The sequence below is a fragment of the Paenarthrobacter sp. E2MeOHC11 genome (assembly GCF_058744955.1).
The window spans coordinates 3,820,138-3,839,128 of the sequence record NZ_CP196673.1 but is presented as its reverse complement, the minus strand read 5'-3'; the positions used below and the strand labels follow the sequence as shown (position 1 = coordinate 3,839,128).

Below are 18,991 nucleotides of genomic sequence, written 5' to 3'. Positions count from 1 at the left end.
GGCGTTAAACAAGAGATCCGGATCAGTATTTACTGATCCGGACCTCTTCTCCAGTTGCGGGGACAGGATTTGAACCTGTGACCTCTGGGTTATGAGCCCAGCGAGCTACCGAACTGCTCCACCCCGCGTCGCAAGAACAACTCTACCGCACCCCTCAGGGTACTTCTGACCATATGAGGGCAATGGTGCCGCAGATCACTTCCAGCATGCGCGGCTTCCACTGGATCCTCACGGGAAAGGTGATCAGGTTCGTGGCTCCGGGCAATTTCGGGCAAAACAAAAGGTCCGGATCAGTAATTACTGATCCGGACCTTTTCTCCAGTTGCGGGGACAGGATTTGAACCTGTGACCTCTGGGTTATGAGCCCAGCGAGCTACCGAACTGCTCCACCCCGCGTCGCAAGAACAACATTACCGCCCGGTGAATGGGAGACCAAATCCTGGCTACGTGATGTACATCTCCCCCATCGCGAAAGGGCCCGTGCCCGCTCCCGAAGGAAGCGGGCACAGGCCCTCTGCAGTCACTGTCGCCGCTTAGCTGCTCGGCGAAGCCGACGGTGTGGCGCTGGGAGTAGCCTCCGGCGTCGCCGTCGGAGTCGTCGTGGCGCCCAGACGTGTTTCCGCGTCCAGAGCCTTCTTCAAGGCGTCTGAAAGCTTGGTCTGCTGGGCCCCGTAGGCGGCAAAGTCACCCTTGGCCAGGGCAGCCTGGCCATCCTGGATCGCCTTGTTGGCCTCGTCCAATGCTGCCTTGAGGTCAGCCTTGGCATCGGTCGGGCCAGTGGGCGGCGTGGTGGTGCCAGGAGGTGCAGTGGGCGTCTGGCCGTTGTTGTCCGCGTCGCCGGCCGTAGCACCGGAGTTGCCACCGAAAAGTTGATCGAGTGCCTCGTCCAGGGTCGGGGCAAAGCCGATCTTGTCACCGAAGGCCACCAGCACGCGCTGCAACGTCGGGTAGGACGTCTCACCGGTGGACTTCAAGTAGACGGGCTGCACGTAGAGAAGGCCGCCACCTACAGGAAGGGTCAACAGGTTGCCGTTCAAGACGTCCGACGCTCCCTGTCGCAGGAGGTTCAATGCCTGGGACACGGTTGGATCAGAGTTGAACTTGTTCTGCGCTTGTCCAGGACCTGGAACCTGCGTATCGGTGGGAAGCTCCAGGAGCCGCAGCTTTCCGTAGCTCTCCCCCTTGACGCCCTTCACGTTGCCGGCATCAGAGTCAGCAGCGAGGAAGCCGTAGAGGATATTCCTCGCGCTGCCGTTTACCGTCTGCGGGATGAAGGACGACGTCAGCTGGAAGGCCGGCTTTTCCTGGTCAGGCATTTGCAGGGACATGTAGAACGGCGGCTGCTTCACGGCCTCCGATACGGTGGGATCGTTCGGAACGCTCCAAGCATCGTTGTTCTGGTAGAAGCTGTCCGGGTCCGTCACATGGTAGCGGCCGAGCAGTTCACGCTGGACCTTGAAGAGGTCCTCCGGGTACCGGACGTGGCTCATGAGATCCCCGGACATCTCCGAGTAAGGCTTGATGACGGTCGGGAAGACCTTCTGCCAAGCCTTCAGGATGGGGTCCTGATCGTCCCAGGCGTAGAGGTTCACGGAGCCGTCGTAGGCATCCACTGTGGCCTTGACGGAGTTCCGGATGTAGTTGACTGAGCTGTTCGGAAGGGCAACAGTCCGGCCGGCACTTGTCTGCGAGTCAGCAGTCGCGTTCTGCAACTGCTGCGGCTGCGAGTACGGGAAATACTGGCTGGTGGTGTAGCCGTCAACGATCCACTTCACGCGGCCGTCAACGACAGCCGGATAGGCGTTACCGTCAACAGTCAGGTACGGAGCCAGCTTCTCGACGCGTTCGCGGGGGTTGCGTTCATACAGAATCTGGGACTCAGCATTGACGCCATCGGACAGCAAAAGGTCCGAAGACTGGAACTTAATGGAGTACAAAATCCGGTTGAGCCAGTTTCCAACGTTGGGTCCACCGTTGCCACTGAATGTGTACTGGGTCTCTCCACCGCCTTCCCTGCCTGCTGGCCGGTCCTGCTCACGGTTCGGAGCCCCGTCCGGTGCACCCACGATGGAGTACTCGGGCGAGTTCTCACCGAAGTAGATGCGGGGCTCATACGTGGTGTCGTTGCCGAGGACACCATTGGACGGGATGCCCGACTGCAGGAACTCCGGCTTGCCGTCGGCCGTAAACTTGTTGCCCTTGGCTGCGACCACACCATAACCGTGGGTGTACACAATGTGGCGGTTAACCCATGTCTGCTGGTTGGCGCTCAGGCCATCCGGGTTGAGCTCGCGGACAGCAATCACCGTGTCCTGGACCTTGCCATCAACCATGTAACGGTCAACATTCAGGGTCTGCGGGAACTGGTAATACGGGCGGTATTGCTCCAACTGGGCGAACGCGGAAGAAATCAGGTTCGGGTCCAGAAGGCGAATGTTTGCAGTGGTCTGGGCATCTGCAGCGAGTGCACCGGTTGTGGCAGTGGTGGTGGCATTGTAGGCCGATACATCAATCTGGTCCAGGCCATAGGCGGCCCGTGTCATCTTGATGTTGCGGTCTATAAACTCCTTTTCCAAGGTGTTTTCCGAGGGGCGTACCTGGAATTGCTGGATAACCCACGGATAGACGCCACCGGCCAGGATGGCCGTGATGACAAGCATTGCAGTACCGATGACCGGCAGGCGCCAGCGCCCGATGATCGCGGCAATGATGAACAGGATGGCAACGAGGCCGGCAGCAACGGCGAGGATTGCCTTGGTGGGCACCACGGCATTGACGTCTGTGTACAGGGCACCGGCCCAGCGGCCGGAGTTGCTCTGCACCGTGGTGTACCTGTCGAGCCAGAAATTAATACCGAGCAGGATCAGGAAAAGCGCACCTGTCACTGCGATATGGATCTGGGCAGCACGGCTGGTGAAGATGCCGCGTTCCATCAGGCGGATGCTGCCGTAAAGGTAGTGGGTCAGGATGCCCGCGATACCGGCCACAACGGCGATGCTGATGAGGAACCCGGTGACGAAGCCGAGGAACGGCAGCGACATCAGGTAGAAGCTGATGTCGAGGTTGAACAGCGGGTCCGTCTGACCGAAGGGCTCCTGGTTGAAGAACAACAAGGCTTTCTGCCACTGGCTGGCTGCGGCACTGCCGGCAAATAGACCGAACAGGATGGGCAGGCCGATCATGACGACCCTGCGAACAGGCTCAAGCTGGGCCTGGTAGCGATTCAGGTTGTCCCGTGACTCGGCATCCGGAGCATAGACGGGGCGGGAACGGTACGCGATCCTGATGGCAAAGAAAACAGCAGCGAACATCATGGCGAAACCGATCAGGAACGTGATGATCCTGGCCAGGTTTTCGCGTATATAGACTTCGAAGAAACCAAGCTGCTGGTACCAGAGGACGTCAGTCCACACATTGGCGAAGAAAATGAACCCGACGACGGCCACAGCCACGACAATTAGCGTCGGAGTAAGGGCACCTCGTCTCAGCGGTGATCTTCCGGGCGGGTTGGAGCTGGCGGGACGGGACAAACTCTGTACCTCATTGGTGTCAGTGAACAGTCGGTATGCGAGTGGTTGACTTTCTCTGCCGCTGGGATATGGCGGAGGCCGTCATATATGCCACGAGTGGCGGTGAAGCTAAGTTCCACCGCCAGTCTAGTTGTTTGTGCAGGTGGGAAGGCCCGTCGTGTCTTCTCCGGACCCGAGTCGCTCCACGGCGGAGGTAGCGTCTGCCAGCGTTTCCACTTTGACTACCTGCAGTCCGTCCGGCACATGGCCCACCACGTCGGCGCAATTGGCGGCCGGCGCGAGGAACATAGTGGCCCCCTGCTGCCGGGCTCCGATCATCTTCTGGGCAATGCCACCGATGGGTCCCACGGCGCCATCGGCAGTGATGGTGCCCGTACCTGCCACGTGTTTGCCGCCCGTCAGGTCCCCCGGTGTGAGGTTATCGATAATGCCCAGGGCGAACATCATTCCGGCGCTGGGCCCTCCCACGTTCTCCAAGGAAATACTGACGTCGAATGGAAAGATGAAATCACTGGCCAGGAGCACACCCAGAACATAGCGGTCAGCCGCATTCCTGGTGGGAGTGATTGTTGCCGTCACTGGAGTACCGTTCCTTTCCACGACGACGGCGACCGGCGCGCCGGCTCCCGCGGCCAGCTCAGCCTGGATCACGCTCATGGAGGTAATGGCCTTGCCGTTAATGGACTTCAGGAGATCGCCTTGCTGAATTTTCCCAGCCGAAGGTGATGCTTCCGAGAGACCAGCGACGTTCAGCTTTTGCTCGAACGGGATGTCCAGCTCGCGCAATGCGGCAGCAAAGGCGTTCTCCTGGGACGTCTCCATGGCAATCTCGCCCTCTTGCACAGTCTGCTCAGCAGTAGTGCCTTTGGGGTAGATGAGCTCCTCCGGATAAATGGCCTTTGAGCTGTCCAGCCAGGCCCGGAAGACATCGAAAATGGTCGCCGGGCTCTTCGGGCCGCCGGTCATGACGACGGTGGTCAGATCCAGGTTGCCATTGGCAGGGAAGGACTCACGGCCCGAAATGCTGATGACCGGTTTATCGCCGTCCTTGCCCAAGGTATTGAAGGTGGGCCCGGCCGACTCGATAACGTATGGAACCGGCAACGCTGCAGCACCAATGCCGAGGCCCAGGGCCAGCAAGCCTGAGATCACCATGATCATGTACCTGGTGTCGCGGGGAGGTGCCGGAGGCACTGAGGAGGAATCGGCGTCGGGTGTTTGACGCGGGTCCAATGAGCCCTCGGGGCTGGGCGAAGTAAGCATTGAGGCCTCTCTATGCCGGCACTGCTTGACCGGTTCCATGGCTTCTGCCACCGAAGACAACGGCGGCACATACCAAGCATCAACACTACGCGGTCCAACGTTGCGGCACTGCTTTGCCTACAGCGAACGGCGCCGTATCCGGGCAGACAGCATACCGGCTGCGGGGTACGGTGAAAGAGATCACCAGCCAGTTCGACGATCGGCGGCACCATGACATCCAACCCCAACAACCCGTCCAACGAAGACGACGACACCCCCAAGGATCCCCTGGCAGAAATGCTGCAGAACCTGATGGGTGGCCAGGGCATGGGCAGCATCGATCCCGCCGAGCTGGCCAAGGCCGCAGGCCTGCCCAACGATCCCCAGCTGCTCCAGCAAATGTTCGCGCAGGTCCAGGCCATGATGAGCTCGACCTCCGAAGGCCCTGTGAACTGGCAGCTCGCCCACGAAAATGCGCGGCGCGTTGCAGCGACCGGCAGCGATCCCTCCGTCAACGCCATGCAGGCCAAAGAGATCGACGAAGCTCTCAGGCTCGCCGAACTTTGGCTTGACCCCGTGACTGATCTCGCGGCAACAGGCCTCATCGGCCGCGCATGGTCCCGGGCCGAGTGGGTTGAAGCGACACTTGGCACCTGGAAGCGACTCACCGAACCCGTGGCGAACAGCGTCGCCAATGCCTTGTCCAACGCGCTCACCCAGCAGCTGCCCGAGGAAATGAAGTCCATGATGGGCGGCGCCTCGTCCATGCTGCAAAACATGGGCGGCGCCATCTTTGGTATGCAACTGGGTCAGGCAATCGGCGCGCTCTCGGCAGAGGTTGTCAGCTCCACCGACATCGGCGTCCCGTTGGCAGATCTTGAAATGGCACTGCTGCCGGCCAATGTGGCCAAGTTCGGCGAAGGCCTCAGCCTCCCCGAGAACGACGTCCGGCTCTTCCTCGCCGTTCGTGAAGCAGCCCATGCCCGCCTGTTCGTCCAAGTACCGTGGTTGCGCGGACACCTGCTGGGTGCCATTGAGGCTTACGCCCGCGGCATCCACATCGACATGTCCCGCATAGAAGACCTGGCCAGGGATCTTGATCCCAGCAACCCCGAGGGAATCCAGGAAGCACTCTCGCAGGGCGTCTTCACCCCGGAACGCACCCCGGTTCAGACAGCTGCACTGGAGAAGCTCGAAACAGCACTGGCGCTTGTTGAAGGCTGGGTGGACGAACTCACAGCTGAGGCTACCGACAAGGTCCTGCCCTCTGCGACCGCCCTCCGCGAAACCGTACGGCGTCGTCGGGCCACTGGCGGACCTGCCGAGCACGCTTTCTCGTCCCTTGTCGGTCTGGAACTGCGTCCGCGCAGGCTCCGGGAGGCTGCCACGCTGTGGGCAACCCTGAAGGAAGAACGCGGCATCGCCGGTCGCGATGCGATCTGGCACCACCCGGACCTGCTGCCAACCGGTGAAGACCTTGACGATCCCAAGGGGTTCTCCGAACGCCGGAGGCTTGCCGAGGCCAGTGACAGCGAAGTTGATGATGCCCTGCAGAAGCTGTTGAGCGGCGGTTACGATGCTGAAGAAGCCCAGGACAGCACTTCAGAAAAGTCCGATACACAAGGCGATCCCGCCGGGAACGGCCCCGGCAACGAAACTGAAACGGACGACACCGATCCGGAATCCCCAGCCAAATAAGTCCTCGTAAGCAACGGCCGCCATTCCATTGGCGGCCGTTGCTTCGTTAAGCTGCGTTAAGTCGTCGAGTCCGAATCTGCCGGGAGGCCCCTGGCCGTAGCAAAGGCAACGCCCTCCAGGAAGGCCTTCGCACGCTGGGTCTCTGGGTAGGCCTCAACGAGCCGCCAGAAGTCGGCGTTGTGCCCAGCCACCAGTAAGTGCGCGAGCTCGTGCACCAGGACGTAGTCGATGACCCACTGGGGCATGGCCTGAAGCTTGTTCGAGAGCCTGATCGTGCCATCCGCCGGAGTAGCCGAACCCCAGCGCGAGTTCTGGTTGCTGACCCAACGTACCGACGTCGGAACTGCCCGGCCGCCCAAGTACGTCCGGGAGAGGTGGGCGGCGTGCTCAGCCAGTACTTCATCGGTGGCCGGACGGCGCTTGCCCCGGCCGGATCTTTGCTCGCCCTGTTTCTTCAACTTGGCCAGCATCCGGTGGACCCATTCCCGTTCCTGGGATGTGGTGAAGGAGGCCGGGATGGCCACAACGGCCTTGCCGTCTTCCCAAAAGGCTGCAACAGTCCTGCGCCGTCTGACCGAACGACGCACCACTACCGGAGCACCGTCGTCGGTGACCAGTGGAATTTCTGCCGACCCGGCCGGTGGGCGGGGCATCAGAGTTCGCTGCTCTCAGTCAGGACGGCCAGGACTGCTTCGCCATAGCGTTCAAGCTTGGACGGTCCAATTCCGGCAAGGCCGGCCAGTTCTTCAAGGGAGGACGGTTTGGCCTCTGCGATCGCCGTGAGGGTGGCGTCCGTGAAGACGACGTACGCCGGGACATCGGCGGACTTCGCTTCATCCTTGCGCCACTGCCTCAACGCATCGAAAGTTTGTTCCTCGTATGAAGGCGGGCACTGGTTACAGCGCCCGACCTTGCGTTCGGCTCCGCTGGCGAGCATACTCCCGCACACCCTGCATGACGCCGGAGCAGCCGCCTTACGGCGCGTGGGACCTGTCTTGCTGCGGGCGCTGGCCGACGCCACCGAATTAGGGCGAAGTCCGTCAAGGAACCGTGAGGGTTTGCGGTTGGCGCGGCCACCCGGCGTCCGGGCCGTGGACCAAGACAAAGTGAGGTGCTCCCGTGCCCGGGTAATCCCGACGTAGAGCAACCGGCGTTCCTCATCCACGTCCTCAGGAGTGTCCGCAAAGGAAATGGGCATAAGGCCTTCGCTGAGGCCCACGAGGAACACCGCATCCCATTCCAGGCCCTTGGCAGCGTGGAGGGACGCCAAGGTCACGCCCTGGACCGTGGGTGCATGCTGCGCCACCGAGCGTTCCTGGAGTTCATTGACGAATTCGGCCAACGTGAAGGACTCGCCACGGCTGATGGCAAGTTCGTCCGCCAACGCGACCAAGGCAGCCAATGATTCCCAACGCTCCCGGAGGGCTCCCCCGCTGTGCGGTGCGGCATCCGTGTAGCCAAGCGACGCAACGATGTCACGAACAATCTGTCCCAGTGCTTCCTGGGGCCCCTCGGCCACTGCCCGCGTTGCGGCCCTCAGTTGGAGGATGGCGTCGCGGACTTCCTTGCGGGCGAAGAACCGCTCGCCTCCCCGCAACTGGTAGCCGATGCCCGTTGAAGCAAGGGCTTGCTCGTAGGCCTCCGACTGGCCATTCGTGCGGAAAAGGATTGCGATCTCACTGGCTTTGACTCCGGTGTTGAGCAGTTCCTGGATCCGGCCTGCCACCACGGCGGCCTCGGCTTCGTCATCCGGGCATTCCATGAACCGCGGTTCCGGACCGGCTGGCCGCTGCGCGACGAGCTTGAGCGGCGGCGCCCATGCGGCATCCGCCACCGGTCCACCGCTTCGACGGGAACCGAGGAGGTCATTGGCCAACTTCACCACTTGCGGTGTGGACCGGTAGTCGCGAATGAGCTTGACGACGGTTGCCCCAGGGAATTGTGCCTTGAAGCCGAGCAGGTGCTTGGGTGAGGCGCCGGTGAAGGAGTAGATCGTTTGGCTGGCATCGCCCACCACACACAGCTCGTCCCTGCCGCCGAGCCATAAATCCAGGAGCCGCTGTTGCAGCGGCGATACGTCTTGGTACTCGTCCACCACAAAGTGACGGTACTGTTCACGGACGGTTGCAGCGACTTTCGGATCCTCCTGGAGAATACCCACCGTGATCAGGAGGACGTCTTCGAAGTCGATGACGTTGCGATCTGTCTTGATGTCCTCATATGCCTGGAAGACCCTGGACACAGCCGTCAGGTCAAAGCCGCCAGGCGTTCCCCGGTCCTGGGCGTTCTCGAGGTAGTTGGCCGGCGTGAGCATGGACACCTTGGCCCATTCAATTTCGGCAGCCAGGTCCCTGATGGTCGCCCGATCAGTACTGAGCCGGAGCCTGCGGGATGCTTCTGCGATCATGTTGGCTTTATGGTCCAACAGATTCGGCAAGGTACCGCCGATGGCCTGCGGCCAGAAGAACTGCAGCTGCCTCAGGGCAGCGGCATGGAAGGTACGGGCCTGCACGTTGGCCACCCCGAGGTCGCGAAGCCGACTGCGCATCTCGGCCGCCGCCCGCGCCGTAAATGTCACCGCCAGCAGGCGCTGCGGGCTGTAAACGCCGGAATGGACTCCGTAGGCAATGCGGTGGGTAATGGCACGCGTCTTTCCAGTGCCGGCCCCGGCGAGTACGCACATCGGCCCCGTCAGGGTACTTGCTACTTCCCGCTGTTCTTCATCCAAGCCGCCGAGGATGCGTTCCTCAAGTGAACCGCCGGCGTCGAAAATGTCTTCGGTCACGGCTGTAGGTCTTCGATGACGCCGCCGTACCAATGTTCAATCAGTGAACGAGCGATGGACAGGCGAGTCGAGATGGTGATCTCGCCGTTGGAGACGGCGTCCTGGAGCTCTTCGCGGCTGAACCAGCGCGCCCTGGTGACTTCAACGCCATCCGGCCTGGCAACAGTGTCTTCCGTGACGGCGGTGAAGCCCAACATCAGTGAGGCAGGGAACGGCCAGGATTGCGAACCGAGATACTGGCAAGCCGTTACACGGACGCCTACTTCTTCCCCGATTTCACGCACAACGGCCTGCTCCAGCGATTCACCGGGCTCAACAAAGCCGGCGAGCGTGGAATAGTTCCTGGCGTCTGTAGGACCACCGCCACCAAGAAGGATGCGGCCGTCAGGTCCAACAACCGTGACGATAATTGCAGGGTCGGTTCGCGGATAGTGCTCCGAATTGTCCCGGGGACAACGGCGCACCCAGCCCCCGGCCTCGACGTCGGTGGGATTTCCGCACTGAGGGCAGTGAGTGTGCGTGGCGTGCCAGTTGGAGATTGCGCTGGCCTCGATGAACAAGGCGGTGTCATTGGCGTCCAAACGCGCAGCGACGTCCCGGAAGCCGGCCCATTGGGCGTCCGCAGGTACCGTGGCAGTGCCCGGCGCGGGAGGTTCAGCAACCGTGAAAAGCAGAACGGACGTGCCTTCCGCCAAGGAGGAAGGTCCCAGAGTGGTGCCCAGATAAATGGCCGCGGCAGCACCGCCGTCGGCTCCGTTGAGGACGTTCCACAGCGGTGTGGCATCCCCGAACCAGAGCCCATCGGCAGTCACCAGCGCCTTGCGCTGGGAGATCACCATGGCCTTTGCCGTGCCGGACGCGATGAGATCTTCAACCATGCCGGGCTTCATCCGCACCCCGGAGCCGCGATCCACCATGGCAGGGCGCACTGGAAGAACAGTGTCCATCAGGTGGTTGGCCAGCGCCCGCGACTCAATATAACTCATGTATCTACCGTACTGACTCGTACCGACAAAAAACATTTGGAAGGTCCCCGCCCTGTGGATGCGTCCATACCGGACTGCCGGGGAGGCACAATTGCCCTGTTTTGCTGCGGATCTGAAGACTCGCCGCACTGCATCATGGCCACAGGCCACACTCAATCTACCGTGGAGAACGTGAGAAGAACACCGCTCGAACTGGCCGCCATAGCAACCGCGGCGGTGCCTGGCCTGGCGCCGACGGCTACAGCCTTTTCCCCCGACGACGACGCCGATTTCGACTCGGCGCTGCTGCTCGACTCGGAAGGCAAACGCTGGCGCGTCCGTTGCCCACGCCATCCGGAAGCCAGCACGCGGCTGGAGACCGAGTTCATGGTGCTGCGTGCTTTTGCACCGGCCATCCGTGCCGAGCTGCCCTTCCACGTGCCAACCATCGCCGGCACCGTGCGTCAAGGCGCCCTCACCACGTTCGTATACGCCCATCTGCAGGGCTCGACGCTGTCCATAGATGAACTCTCCGCAGGCAGCCTCGCCCTGGCCCAGGAGATCGGGGCAGCCCTGGCAGCCATTCACGACCTCCCGCTGACCCTCGTGACCAACGCGGACCTGCCGAGTTACTCTGCCAATGAGTTCCGGCAGCGCAAGCTCAATGAACTGGACCAAGCGGCAACCACCGGGAAGATTCCGGCCACTCTCCTTCGCCGTTGGGAACACGCCCTCGAAGACGTTGCCCTCTGGCGGTTCAATACATCAGTGGTCCACGGAGACCTCCATGAAGACAACCTCATGGTGCAGGACGACTCCGTAACTGCCTTGACGGGGTGGACCGACCTCAGGATTGGTGACCCTGCCGACGACTTCGCGTGGCTGGTTGCGTCCAATGAAGCCACGTTCGTTGATGCCGTCCTGACCCATTACACCCAGGCACGCCGGGAGACCCCGGATGGCCACCTGCTCCGTCGTGCAGCGCTGCTGGCAGAATTCGCCCTCGCCCAGTACCTGGTCAAGGCCATGGCGGCCGGACACCAGAGCATGACCGCCGAAGCTGAGTCCATGCTCCAAACACTGGCCGATGACATCGAGGAGCAGGCCCGACGCGAAGAAGAAGCAGCGCAAGCGGCTGAGGAAGAGGTCGCTGAGTTGCAGGCACCTGAAACTCCAGCCGGCCAGCAGCCTCCCGTCAGCGTCGCGGCAATTCCCGACGCCGGTCCAACCGTTACGGTAGCGGCCATACCGGCCGCTTCGGCGACTGTTGCAGGGCCTCCCGGGCAGTCTCATCCGCCCGTCCCAGAGGGAAGCGGTGAACCGGTATCAGCCGTAGACACCGGGGAGGATGAAAGGTCTGTGCCCTCGAAGGACAGCGATTCCGCTGACTCGGCAGACCCGGATGACACGTCAACGGCTGCGATCAGCGTGGTCAATGTGACACCGCTCCACCCGGCCGAGAGGTCCTAGCACTACCAGCGGTCCAGCCCCTAGCCGGCGCTTTCCAAAGCCCTCGCCACGATCTGCTCCAGTTCCTCGGCACTGCCCAGATCGTGTGGGCGCACCACTGAGTCCTCCGCCACGTAGTAAAACGCAGCGCTGACGTCGTCAAGTGGCACGCCCTTGAGCCGGGCCCAAGCGAGCCGGTAAACAGCCAGCTGCACCGCCCGGGTCGCCAACTGCTGACCCGCGGGGCGTCGTCCGGTCTTCCAGTCGATGAGCTGCCAACGTCCATCGGCGTCACGGAACACTGCATCTATGCGTCCACGGACTACGACATCCCCGATCCGGGTTTCAACGGGCACTTCGACAAATGCGGGCGCGCGCTGTGCCCACTCGGACTGCTTGAAGGCCGCCACCATGTCATCCAAGCCGTATGCCTCGTCGATGTGGGAGTCCGAGCCTGGCGCCTCATCGAGGTCGAGCATGCCGGTGGTCCCGAAGTACTCCTCAACCCACGCATGGAAGGCCGTACCTTTGCGGGCTGAAATGCCAGGTTCGCGGGGAACAGGCCTGCGGAGTTGGGTGAGGACGGCAGCCGGGTCAGCACCGAGGTCCACGAAAAGCGAGGCCGAAATATGGCTCGGCAGGTGAACATCCTGCACTGACTTACGTTGCTGTTGGCGGTCCAGCAGTAGTTCTGCCTCCTGGGACCATTTACGGGCAGGGCCACCGGGCTCCGGGGAGGGTGCCTGGCCGACGGCATCATCGATGTATGCACGGACCCTTGCCGCCGCCTGGTCCATGGCCAGCCTGCGCCCGGGGACCAACCTGAGGCGGGCGCCGCTCCGGGGATCGGAAGGGCCTTCGAGGGGATCATACGGGAAGCCGGCGACCTCAAGCACTGCGGTCAGCGGGCTCTCTTCCGGGAGTGCATCCTCGGCTACGGATTCCGGGTGGACCACTGCGCAGCCGGGCGTGAGGGGGCGGCTTGAACCGGCCTCGGGGTCGACTCCGGCAAGCGGGGCCAACTCGGAGAGGAAGGCAGAGATACCGGCCATCCCCGAGCGGGAGCCGTTCCAGGCGGCGCTGGAGGCCCACAAGACGAATTTCGCCCGAGTGTAGGCGACATAGGCGAGCCTCCGTTCCTCGGCCTCGCCATGATGTTGGACTTCGGACTTGAATTCCTTCTCCGCGTCCAGCCACCCCTTTTGGTCAGGCTGGTCGAGGTCCCACTGGGGGAGGTCTGCGCGGTCACCCCGCAAAGGCCAAGGCAACGCAGCAGCTCCGCTGCTCCATCGCGAATCCCTGCTGCTGGGGAACGAACCTTCGTTGAGGCCGGGGACGAAGACAACATCCCATTCCAAGCCCTTGGAGGCGTGCACCGTGAGCAACTGCACGGCCTCCCGGTTGGTTTCGACGGGGGCAACGTCCAGGCCGCCCTCCTCGGAGGCCGCAGCCTCAAGCCATGACAAGAATGCCAAGAGATCGATGCGCTGGGACGTCTGAAGGAATCCGGCCGCGGCATCTTGGAAGGCGTCAAGGTTCCGGCGCGCCTGGTGGATGCTGAGTCCAGGCTTGGCCGCTACTTCAATGTCCAGGAGCATGGCACGTTCGACCTCCCCAAGGAGCGTCGTGAGGTCGTCTCCGATGTAGCTCCTCAGGGAACGAAGTTCCGACGCAAGTCTGCTCAGCCGCTCCATGGCGGCGGCACTCAGGCTCCTCCCGTGCCCGGACGTCCAGCCCGGCCGAGGGAGGAAGTCCAAGGCTTCCACGAGGCTGGCGGTATCCGTGATGTCGCTCTCGACCACTACCGCGGCCGGTTGCTCGTTGTCATCTGTGGTTTCGGAGTAGCCGTCCGGAGCTGAACGCCGACGGGCAAGGAAGCGGGACCAGTCGCTGAACGCCATCAAGTCTGCCGGGCCAATCCGCCAACGGGCTCCGGCCAGCAGCCTCATCAAGGCATCGGACCGCCCGGGATCGGCGAGGACACGCAGGGTGGCCACCAGGTCCACAATCTCCGGCGTGTCCAGCAAACCACCAAGTCCCACGATCTCATAGGCAATTCCCTGCAGCTCAAACTCCCGGCGAAGGCACTCCATCTGTGCGCGCCTGCGGCACAGGACCGCCATGGTTGGCTTGACCGGCGTCCCGTCCTTCTCTTGCTCGAAGACGGTGCGCTGATAGCGGCGGACATCGCGGGCTACGACAGCGGCCTCATTCTCATCCGTACCAAAACGGCCGATCACGACGCTTCCGTCGACCGCCGCCGGGCTCGGAACCAACGGAGGCACAGAAACGCTGCCGGCTGTCCCCCTCTCGCCCGCAGGGCCATCCGATGCTGCGGCTTTGTTCAAGGGCGCTGCGATGGTGTTGGCAGCTTCAAGAATGTCCCGACCGTTCCGCCAGGCTGTAGTCAGGTACGACGTTGGAGCCACGGAATAGGCCTCATCATCCCCTGTCGCGTCCATGTTCCTGACGGGGAACTCCTGGACAAAATGGAAGAGCTGTCCGGCCGAAGCACCGCGGAACCCATAAATCGACTGGTTGGGATCTCCCACCGCGGTGACGGCGTGTCCTCGGCCGAAGAGCCGCGAAAAGAGAACCAGCTGGGCATGGGATGTGTCCTGGAATTCGTCCAGGAGCACCACTTTGTAGCGGGCCCTCTCCGTTGACGCCGCGAGGGGAATGTCACTTGCAATCCGGGCAGCGAGAGCCACGAGGTCGCCGAAATCGAGGACTCCGCGTTGCCGCTTTGCCTCTTGGTAGCGAACCACCATGTCTGCCACGCTGGCGCGGGTTCGGAGCATGGCTGCCAGGTCTGCAGCAGCCTGGGTCGGGTTCTTCTTTGCACCGGCCGCGTAGGGAAGCTGGCCAAAGGTCTCGACGCGTTCAAGGACCCAGTCCCGCACGGAAGCAGGATCCTGCAGGTGTTCGGCGCACTCCCCGGCAAGTTGAATGACGGCATTGACGAGGGTGGACTTGGCCGCGGTGAAGTGCTCATAGTCGCCGTCGTACGCCTCGACTACTTCGCTGGCCAGCTGCCAGGATTGTGCCCCACCCAACAGGACGACGTCGCGCTCGATGCCCAACCGCAGACCATAATCAGACACTATGCCGCTGGCGTAGGAGTGGTAGGTGGAGACCTTGGGTTCAAGGTCGTCAGCACCCACGAGTCCGTCGGGGAACCCGATGCTGCCGTCATCCTGCGCTGCAATTCGCTGGAGAGTGGCCAGCTTGTTCCGGATCCGGCTGGCCAGTTCTCCTGCAGCCTTGCGCGTGAAGGTCACACCAAGTACTTCCTCCGGACGTACCCAGCCATTGGCTACGAGCCACACCACCCGGTCTGCCATGGTGGCGGTCTTCCCCGAACCGGCACCGGCAATCACCAAACGCGGTGACAGCGAGGAAGCGATAATGTCCGACTGTTCGGGGGTGGGATGGTTCTTTTCGCCAAGGATGTCAGCAAGGTCGGAGGGTGAAAAGCGGGGCTCCGGAACATCTGCCTCGCCCTGAGTGCCGGATGGAGCGGGGGCAAGGCCGTCCAGGAGCTCAGTTGTCATTCGGTGACCTGCTTTCCTCTGGCGCACAGTGGACAAATATCCGGGAGACGGCAGCCATGGCCGCCATGCCCCCCTTTGCTGGGATCGTGCCGGGCTTCGAACGTTGCTCCGGCCATCAGCGCAGCAGCCTCGTTGACCAGGTTCTCCGCCCAATTGTCGGAAGGGTCCAACGGATCCTGCTGCTGCACTCCCGGACTCTTGGTCTTGGTCCCTAGTTGGGCCAGTACGGCACCCCCGGGGACAACGCCGTTCGGGGTCCCGGCGAGGGGACCGGCGTCGGCCGTTGGTTTACCGGTTCCCGCATCCTGGAAGCCGCCCTTGAGCACGGCCGCCTGATAGGCGCCCAGTTGCGGGTGCTTGGCAACCTCGGCCTTCCCAGGTTGGCGCTTGCCGGTCTTGAGGTCCACGATGACGAGCCTGCCCTCGGGATCGATCTCAAGGCGGTCCACCTGGCCACGGAGGACCGCTCGCCGGGTGGACTCCCCGTCACTTCCATCCGGAGTGGCCGCCTCCACACGGACATCAGGAAGCTGGACTTCAAAGTCGTGCTCTACCGCCAGCAGGCTTCTTCCGTCACCGCGCATGATGAGAACGTACTGGGCCAACTTGCGGACCATCTGCTCCGCGCGTTGGAAGTCAAGCCTCCCTTCCCAGTTGTCCTTCATACCCAATGTGGGCCATCGGCGGACAAGTTCCGCGACGTACTCCGACCCCGAAGCGTCGGGAAATTCCTGGGCAATACTGTGGACCAGCGTTCCCAGGCTCCGTGCAAAATCTGTGGCAGCCTCACCTCCAGCGGCCTGGACAAACCAGTCCAGCGGCGACTTATGGACGGCTTCAACCTTGGAAGGTGAGACCGGGACCGTTCCGCCAGGAGGAACAACTGGCTCCACGGAACTCAAGGGCGCCAAGCCCCACCAAGTGTCCGGGTGGGCGCCGGGAACAGGCGGTTCCGTACTTGCGAGCCGGGCCAGCAACCGCGCCGCCTCGTGCCCGGCGCCCGTGCCGGAATCTTCGGACTGGGCATGTTGCCTCAGTTCCGCGACAAGTGCCCGAAGGGTCATAGGGCGGTCCACGGGCGTGTACTCGCGCCTGTACTCGCCGGAATCCAGTGGTGCCACATAATCCAGGAAGGCGGAGGGTTGCTCATCGTCGGACGAAACGGCCGTACAAATCAGGACCTCACGGGCACGCGACACGGCGGTCGAAAAACTCCTGAGTTCGTCATACCGGATATCCCGGAGCCTGCTCAGAGGTCCACGACGAACGGCATAATCCACTCCATGCTCCACGGCGTCGGCATACAGCGTGCTCCCCAAAAGCTCACCACGTAGACGGGTGTTGGGCCACACACCCTCTTGGAGGCCGGCAACGATCACCACCGGCCATTCCCGGCCCGCTGCACTGGCCGGAGTCATGATCTCCACGCAGGCCTCGAGCTGGGCCCGTGCGGCGAGGGTGTCCATGGGGAGTTCCTGGTTCAACAGATACTCCAGGAACTGTTCAGGACCGGATCCGGGCAACTGGTCGACGAAGCGTTCGGCTGTATGGAACAGGGCCATCATGGCGTCGAGGTCACGATCCGCCCTTGCGCCGGCGTTGCCTCCCTCAAGTGCCATTTCAGCCCACCGGGACGACAATCCGGTGGCTTGCCATAAGGCCCACAGAACAGACTCGGCATTTGCCCCGGGCTCAGCCGCAGCCCCGGATCCAGCCGCTATCATGCGGGCCAGCCGGCGGGCCGAGCTCCCCTCTATTCCCAGCGACGCCAGGGCTCCGGGTTGAAGCAGGGCCTCCACCAGGAGGGCGTCGCTGGATCGGCCACCTCCGCCCAGAAGTTCCTCGCGGCGGAGCGATTGCCTGAGCCTGCGCAATTCGATGGCAGTAGCCCCGCCGACACGCGATGTAAGGAGGGAAACTGCCGTTTCGGGAGTCAACTTAGCTGGGTCCAGGACTATCGCAAAGGTCTCCAACAGGGGACGTACGGCTACTTCGTCGCGGACGGCTGAGTCTGCCACCGGAACGCGTACCGGGATTCCCTGGCCGCTCAGGTACCGCTGCAGCTGCGAGATCTGTCCGCCGTTGCGAACTATCACCGCGATATCGCTGAAGTCCCGGTGTTCCCGTAACTGCGCTTCCAGAATCCTCTGGGCAACGTACCGCATCTCGTGGACGGCGGACGGAAGCACATGCCCCTCCACGCGGCCTTCGCCGGCCGACGCGGGCTCCGCCATTGGTGGTTGCTCCAGCCTCCGGGCCAATTGACCACCGGAACGCTGCGAAATTCGAGCTGCGACACGCGTCCATGCTTCGGCTACCTCGGGCAGGTGACGGTGCGTAACCCACAGCGGACATTCTTGAACTGCCTGCTGCAGGCCTCCCAACAGGGCAGGCAGCTCAGCAACAAGGTCCGGACGTGCACCACGGAAACCCTGCACGACAGTATCCGGGGAGTACGTCACCACAACGTCCTTGGCCTCCGATATGTCGGCGAGCAGCTCAAACACGGCAGGATTGGACTCCTGGGCATCGTCCACCAAAATGAGCTGGAGGCGTTCGCGTTCGGCGGCCAGGAAGGCCGGCGAATCCTGGAAGATCTGCCGCGCCGTGGTGATGATTCCCGCGGGGTCGAAGGCCTCTGGCATGCGCAGGTCCAACACATCCCTGTATTCGCTGTAAAGCTCGGCCGCGGCGATCCAATCGGGACGTCCGCATTCATGGGCAAGACCGAGCAGGTCCTCCGCCGTACGGCCCGATTCAATGATGCGGTCGAACAGCTGACGGATCTCGTGGCGGAAGCCGCGGGTGGGAAGTGCCGCCGCGAGGTCCTCCGCCCAAGGCAACTGGAAACCGGGCCGCGAGTGCCCCTCGAGCAACTCCTTGATGATCAGGTCCTGCTCCGGTCCGGACAGAAGCTTCGGGGGCCTGGCAAGGGGCAGGACGCCTTCGGCTTTCGCCCGCCGGATGACATCGAAAGCGTACGACGCCCAGGTGCGTGCCGGCGTCGTACTAAGGCTGCGGTCAAGCCGCCCCGTAAAAGTATCCCGCAAGGCTGCGGCAGCATGCCGTCCGGGCGCGAGGATCAGTATCCGTTCGGCGTCCAGTCCATCCTCACGAACGCGTCGGACCGCGGATTCGACGAGCACTGTGGACTTACCGGTTCCCGGGCCCCCGGGCACCAGGACCGGACCGCTCCCCTGTCGGAGGGAAACGACTGCTTCTTGGTCCGGGGACAAACCGGGCGACGCGTAGTGGGTTTCGCGCGGAGGCAGCAGACGAAGAGCTGCCGGTACTTGGCGGGTTTTGGTTGGAGTCGCGGTCACACAGTCATTTCATCATCGGGCACCGACAATTTATGGAGTTGACGCTCCAACTGGTCGGAGATCACATCCAGTTGATCGAAGTCGGCGTCCGTAGGCGCCCAACGCGCCGCTGTCAGGTCCACCCGCCAGCGACCTTCGCCCGTTCTCTGGAATGCTTCGTAAGCACCGTGGAGGGGTGTCGATTCATCCAAGTAGTGCCGAAGGGCGTCAGCTTCGTGGCCCGGGGGCGCCTCCCCGCTTGCCCGAAGCACCCTCCACCAAGCCACCGAACTGCCATAGTGGCTCATGACCGCGCCAACTTGCCTGGGTCCACCGGCTCCCAGGAGCTCCGCGACGTCACCATAGGAGACCGCAGAACCCGACGGAACGAGGTCCACAACGGCCAGGACCGCCGTTACATACTCCATCCGCATGTGTTCAGCGTAACGGCAGGAGTGTCGTGCCC

General features: G+C 62.8%; 10 protein-coding genes and 2 tRNA genes. 2 read left to right on the top strand and 10 right to left on the bottom strand.

Features of this window, described 5'->3' with window-relative positions; translation table 11 throughout:
- Nucleotides 1-54: 54 nt before the first annotated feature.
- The 4 genes from ACSSVG_RS17880 to ACSSVG_RS17865 form a co-directional block, all read right to left on the bottom strand.
- Nucleotides 55-128, bottom strand: a tRNA-Met gene (locus tag ACSSVG_RS17880).
- 194 nt (nucleotides 129-322) lie between these two features.
- A tRNA-Met gene (locus ACSSVG_RS17875) sits at nucleotides 323-396 on the bottom strand.
- A gap of 137 nt (nucleotides 397-533) precedes the next feature.
- Entirely contained in the window at nucleotides 534-3,530 is a 2,997-nt protein-coding gene (locus ACSSVG_RS17870) for a UPF0182 family membrane protein (protein ID WP_231337958.1), read from the bottom strand.
- Nucleotides 3,531-3,656: 126 nt separating this feature from the next.
- On the bottom strand, nucleotides 3,657-4,793 hold the full coding sequence (locus ACSSVG_RS17865) for a YlbL family protein (RefSeq protein WP_231337957.1): 1,137 nt from the start codon (nucleotides 4,791-4,793) through the stop codon (nucleotides 3,657-3,659).
- 210 nt (nucleotides 4,794-5,003) lie between these two features.
- On the opposite strand from ACSSVG_RS17865, the gene ACSSVG_RS17860 reads away from it, so the two are divergent.
- Nucleotides 5,004-6,470: a zinc-dependent metalloprotease gene (locus tag ACSSVG_RS17860; protein ID WP_492415778.1), complete on the top strand. Its 1,467-nt coding sequence runs from the start codon at nucleotides 5,004-5,006 to the stop codon at nucleotides 6,468-6,470.
- A 56-nt stretch (nucleotides 6,471-6,526) separates the two neighbouring features.
- Here the strand turns inward: ACSSVG_RS17860 and ACSSVG_RS17855 are convergent, their stop codons facing one another.
- Genes ACSSVG_RS17855 through nudC form a run of 3 tightly spaced genes read right to left on the bottom strand, consistent with a single transcriptional unit; the run spans nucleotide 6,527 to nucleotide 10,241 of the window.
- On the bottom strand, nucleotides 6,527-7,123 hold the full coding sequence (locus ACSSVG_RS17855) for a M48 metallopeptidase family protein (RefSeq protein ID WP_492415777.1): 597 nt from the start codon (nucleotides 7,121-7,123) through the stop codon (nucleotides 6,527-6,529).
- Nucleotides 7,123-9,255, bottom strand: coding sequence for an ATP-dependent DNA helicase UvrD2 (locus tag ACSSVG_RS17850; RefSeq protein ID WP_492415776.1), 2,133 nt, complete (start codon nucleotides 9,253-9,255; stop codon nucleotides 7,123-7,125). The genes ACSSVG_RS17855 and ACSSVG_RS17850 overlap by 1 nt, the downstream gene beginning before the upstream one ends.
- Entirely contained in the window at nucleotides 9,252-10,241 is a 990-nt protein-coding gene (gene nudC / locus ACSSVG_RS17845) for an NAD(+) diphosphatase (RefSeq protein ID WP_492415775.1), read from the bottom strand. Before nudC ends, ACSSVG_RS17850 begins: the two co-directional genes overlap by 4 nt.
- Before the next feature lie 171 nt (nucleotides 10,242-10,412).
- On the opposite strand from nudC, the gene ACSSVG_RS17840 reads away from it, so the two are divergent.
- Complete coding sequence (locus ACSSVG_RS17840) at nucleotides 10,413-11,690, top strand: macrolide 2'-phosphotransferase (protein WP_492415774.1); 1,278 nt, start codon at nucleotides 10,413-10,415, stop codon at nucleotides 11,688-11,690.
- Nucleotides 11,691-11,710: 20 nt separating this feature from the next.
- Here the strand turns inward: ACSSVG_RS17840 and ACSSVG_RS17835 are convergent, their stop codons facing one another.
- The 3 genes from ACSSVG_RS17835 to ACSSVG_RS17825 are packed head-to-tail and all read right to left on the bottom strand — an operon-like array spanning nucleotide 11,711 to nucleotide 18,959.
- Nucleotides 11,711-15,223 carry an ATP-dependent helicase gene (locus ACSSVG_RS17835; RefSeq protein ID WP_492415773.1) on the bottom strand — a complete coding sequence of 1,171 codons (3,513 nt, stop codon included), beginning with the start codon at nucleotides 15,221-15,223 and terminating at the stop codon, nucleotides 11,711-11,713.
- A complete protein-coding gene (locus tag ACSSVG_RS17830; RefSeq protein WP_492415772.1) occupies nucleotides 15,220-18,546 on the bottom strand; it encodes an ATP-dependent helicase in 3,327 nt (1,108 codons plus the stop codon). The genes ACSSVG_RS17835 and ACSSVG_RS17830 overlap by 4 nt, the downstream gene beginning before the upstream one ends.
- On the bottom strand, nucleotides 18,543-18,959 hold the full coding sequence (locus ACSSVG_RS17825) for an MGMT family protein (RefSeq protein ID WP_159703581.1): 417 nt from the start codon (nucleotides 18,957-18,959) through the stop codon (nucleotides 18,543-18,545). The genes ACSSVG_RS17830 and ACSSVG_RS17825 overlap by 4 nt, the downstream gene beginning before the upstream one ends.
- Nucleotides 18,960-18,991: the final 32 nt, after the last annotated feature.

Excerpts from the sequence above, each read along its gene's own strand:
- ACSSVG_RS17860 (WP_492415778.1), top strand. The coding sequence starts at position 5,004 with ATGACATCCAACCCCAACAACCCGTCCAACGAAGACGACGACACCCCC.
- ACSSVG_RS17855 (WP_492415777.1), bottom strand. The coding sequence starts at position 7,123 with ATGCCCCGCCCACCGGCCGGGTCGGCAGAAATTCCACTGGTCACCGAC.
- ACSSVG_RS17825 (WP_159703581.1), bottom strand. The coding sequence starts at position 18,959 with ATGCGGATGGAGTATGTAACGGCGGTCCTGGCCGTTGTGGACCTCGTT.
- ACSSVG_RS17865 (WP_231337957.1), bottom strand. The coding sequence starts at position 4,793 with ATGCTTACTTCGCCCAGCCCCGAGGGCTCATTGGACCCGCGTCAAACA.
- ACSSVG_RS17835 (WP_492415773.1), bottom strand. The coding sequence starts at position 15,223 with ATGACAACTGAGCTCCTGGACGGCCTTGCCCCCGCTCCATCCGGCACT.
- nudC (WP_492415775.1), bottom strand. The coding sequence starts at position 10,241 with ATGAGTTATATTGAGTCGCGGGCGCTGGCCAACCACCTGATGGACACT.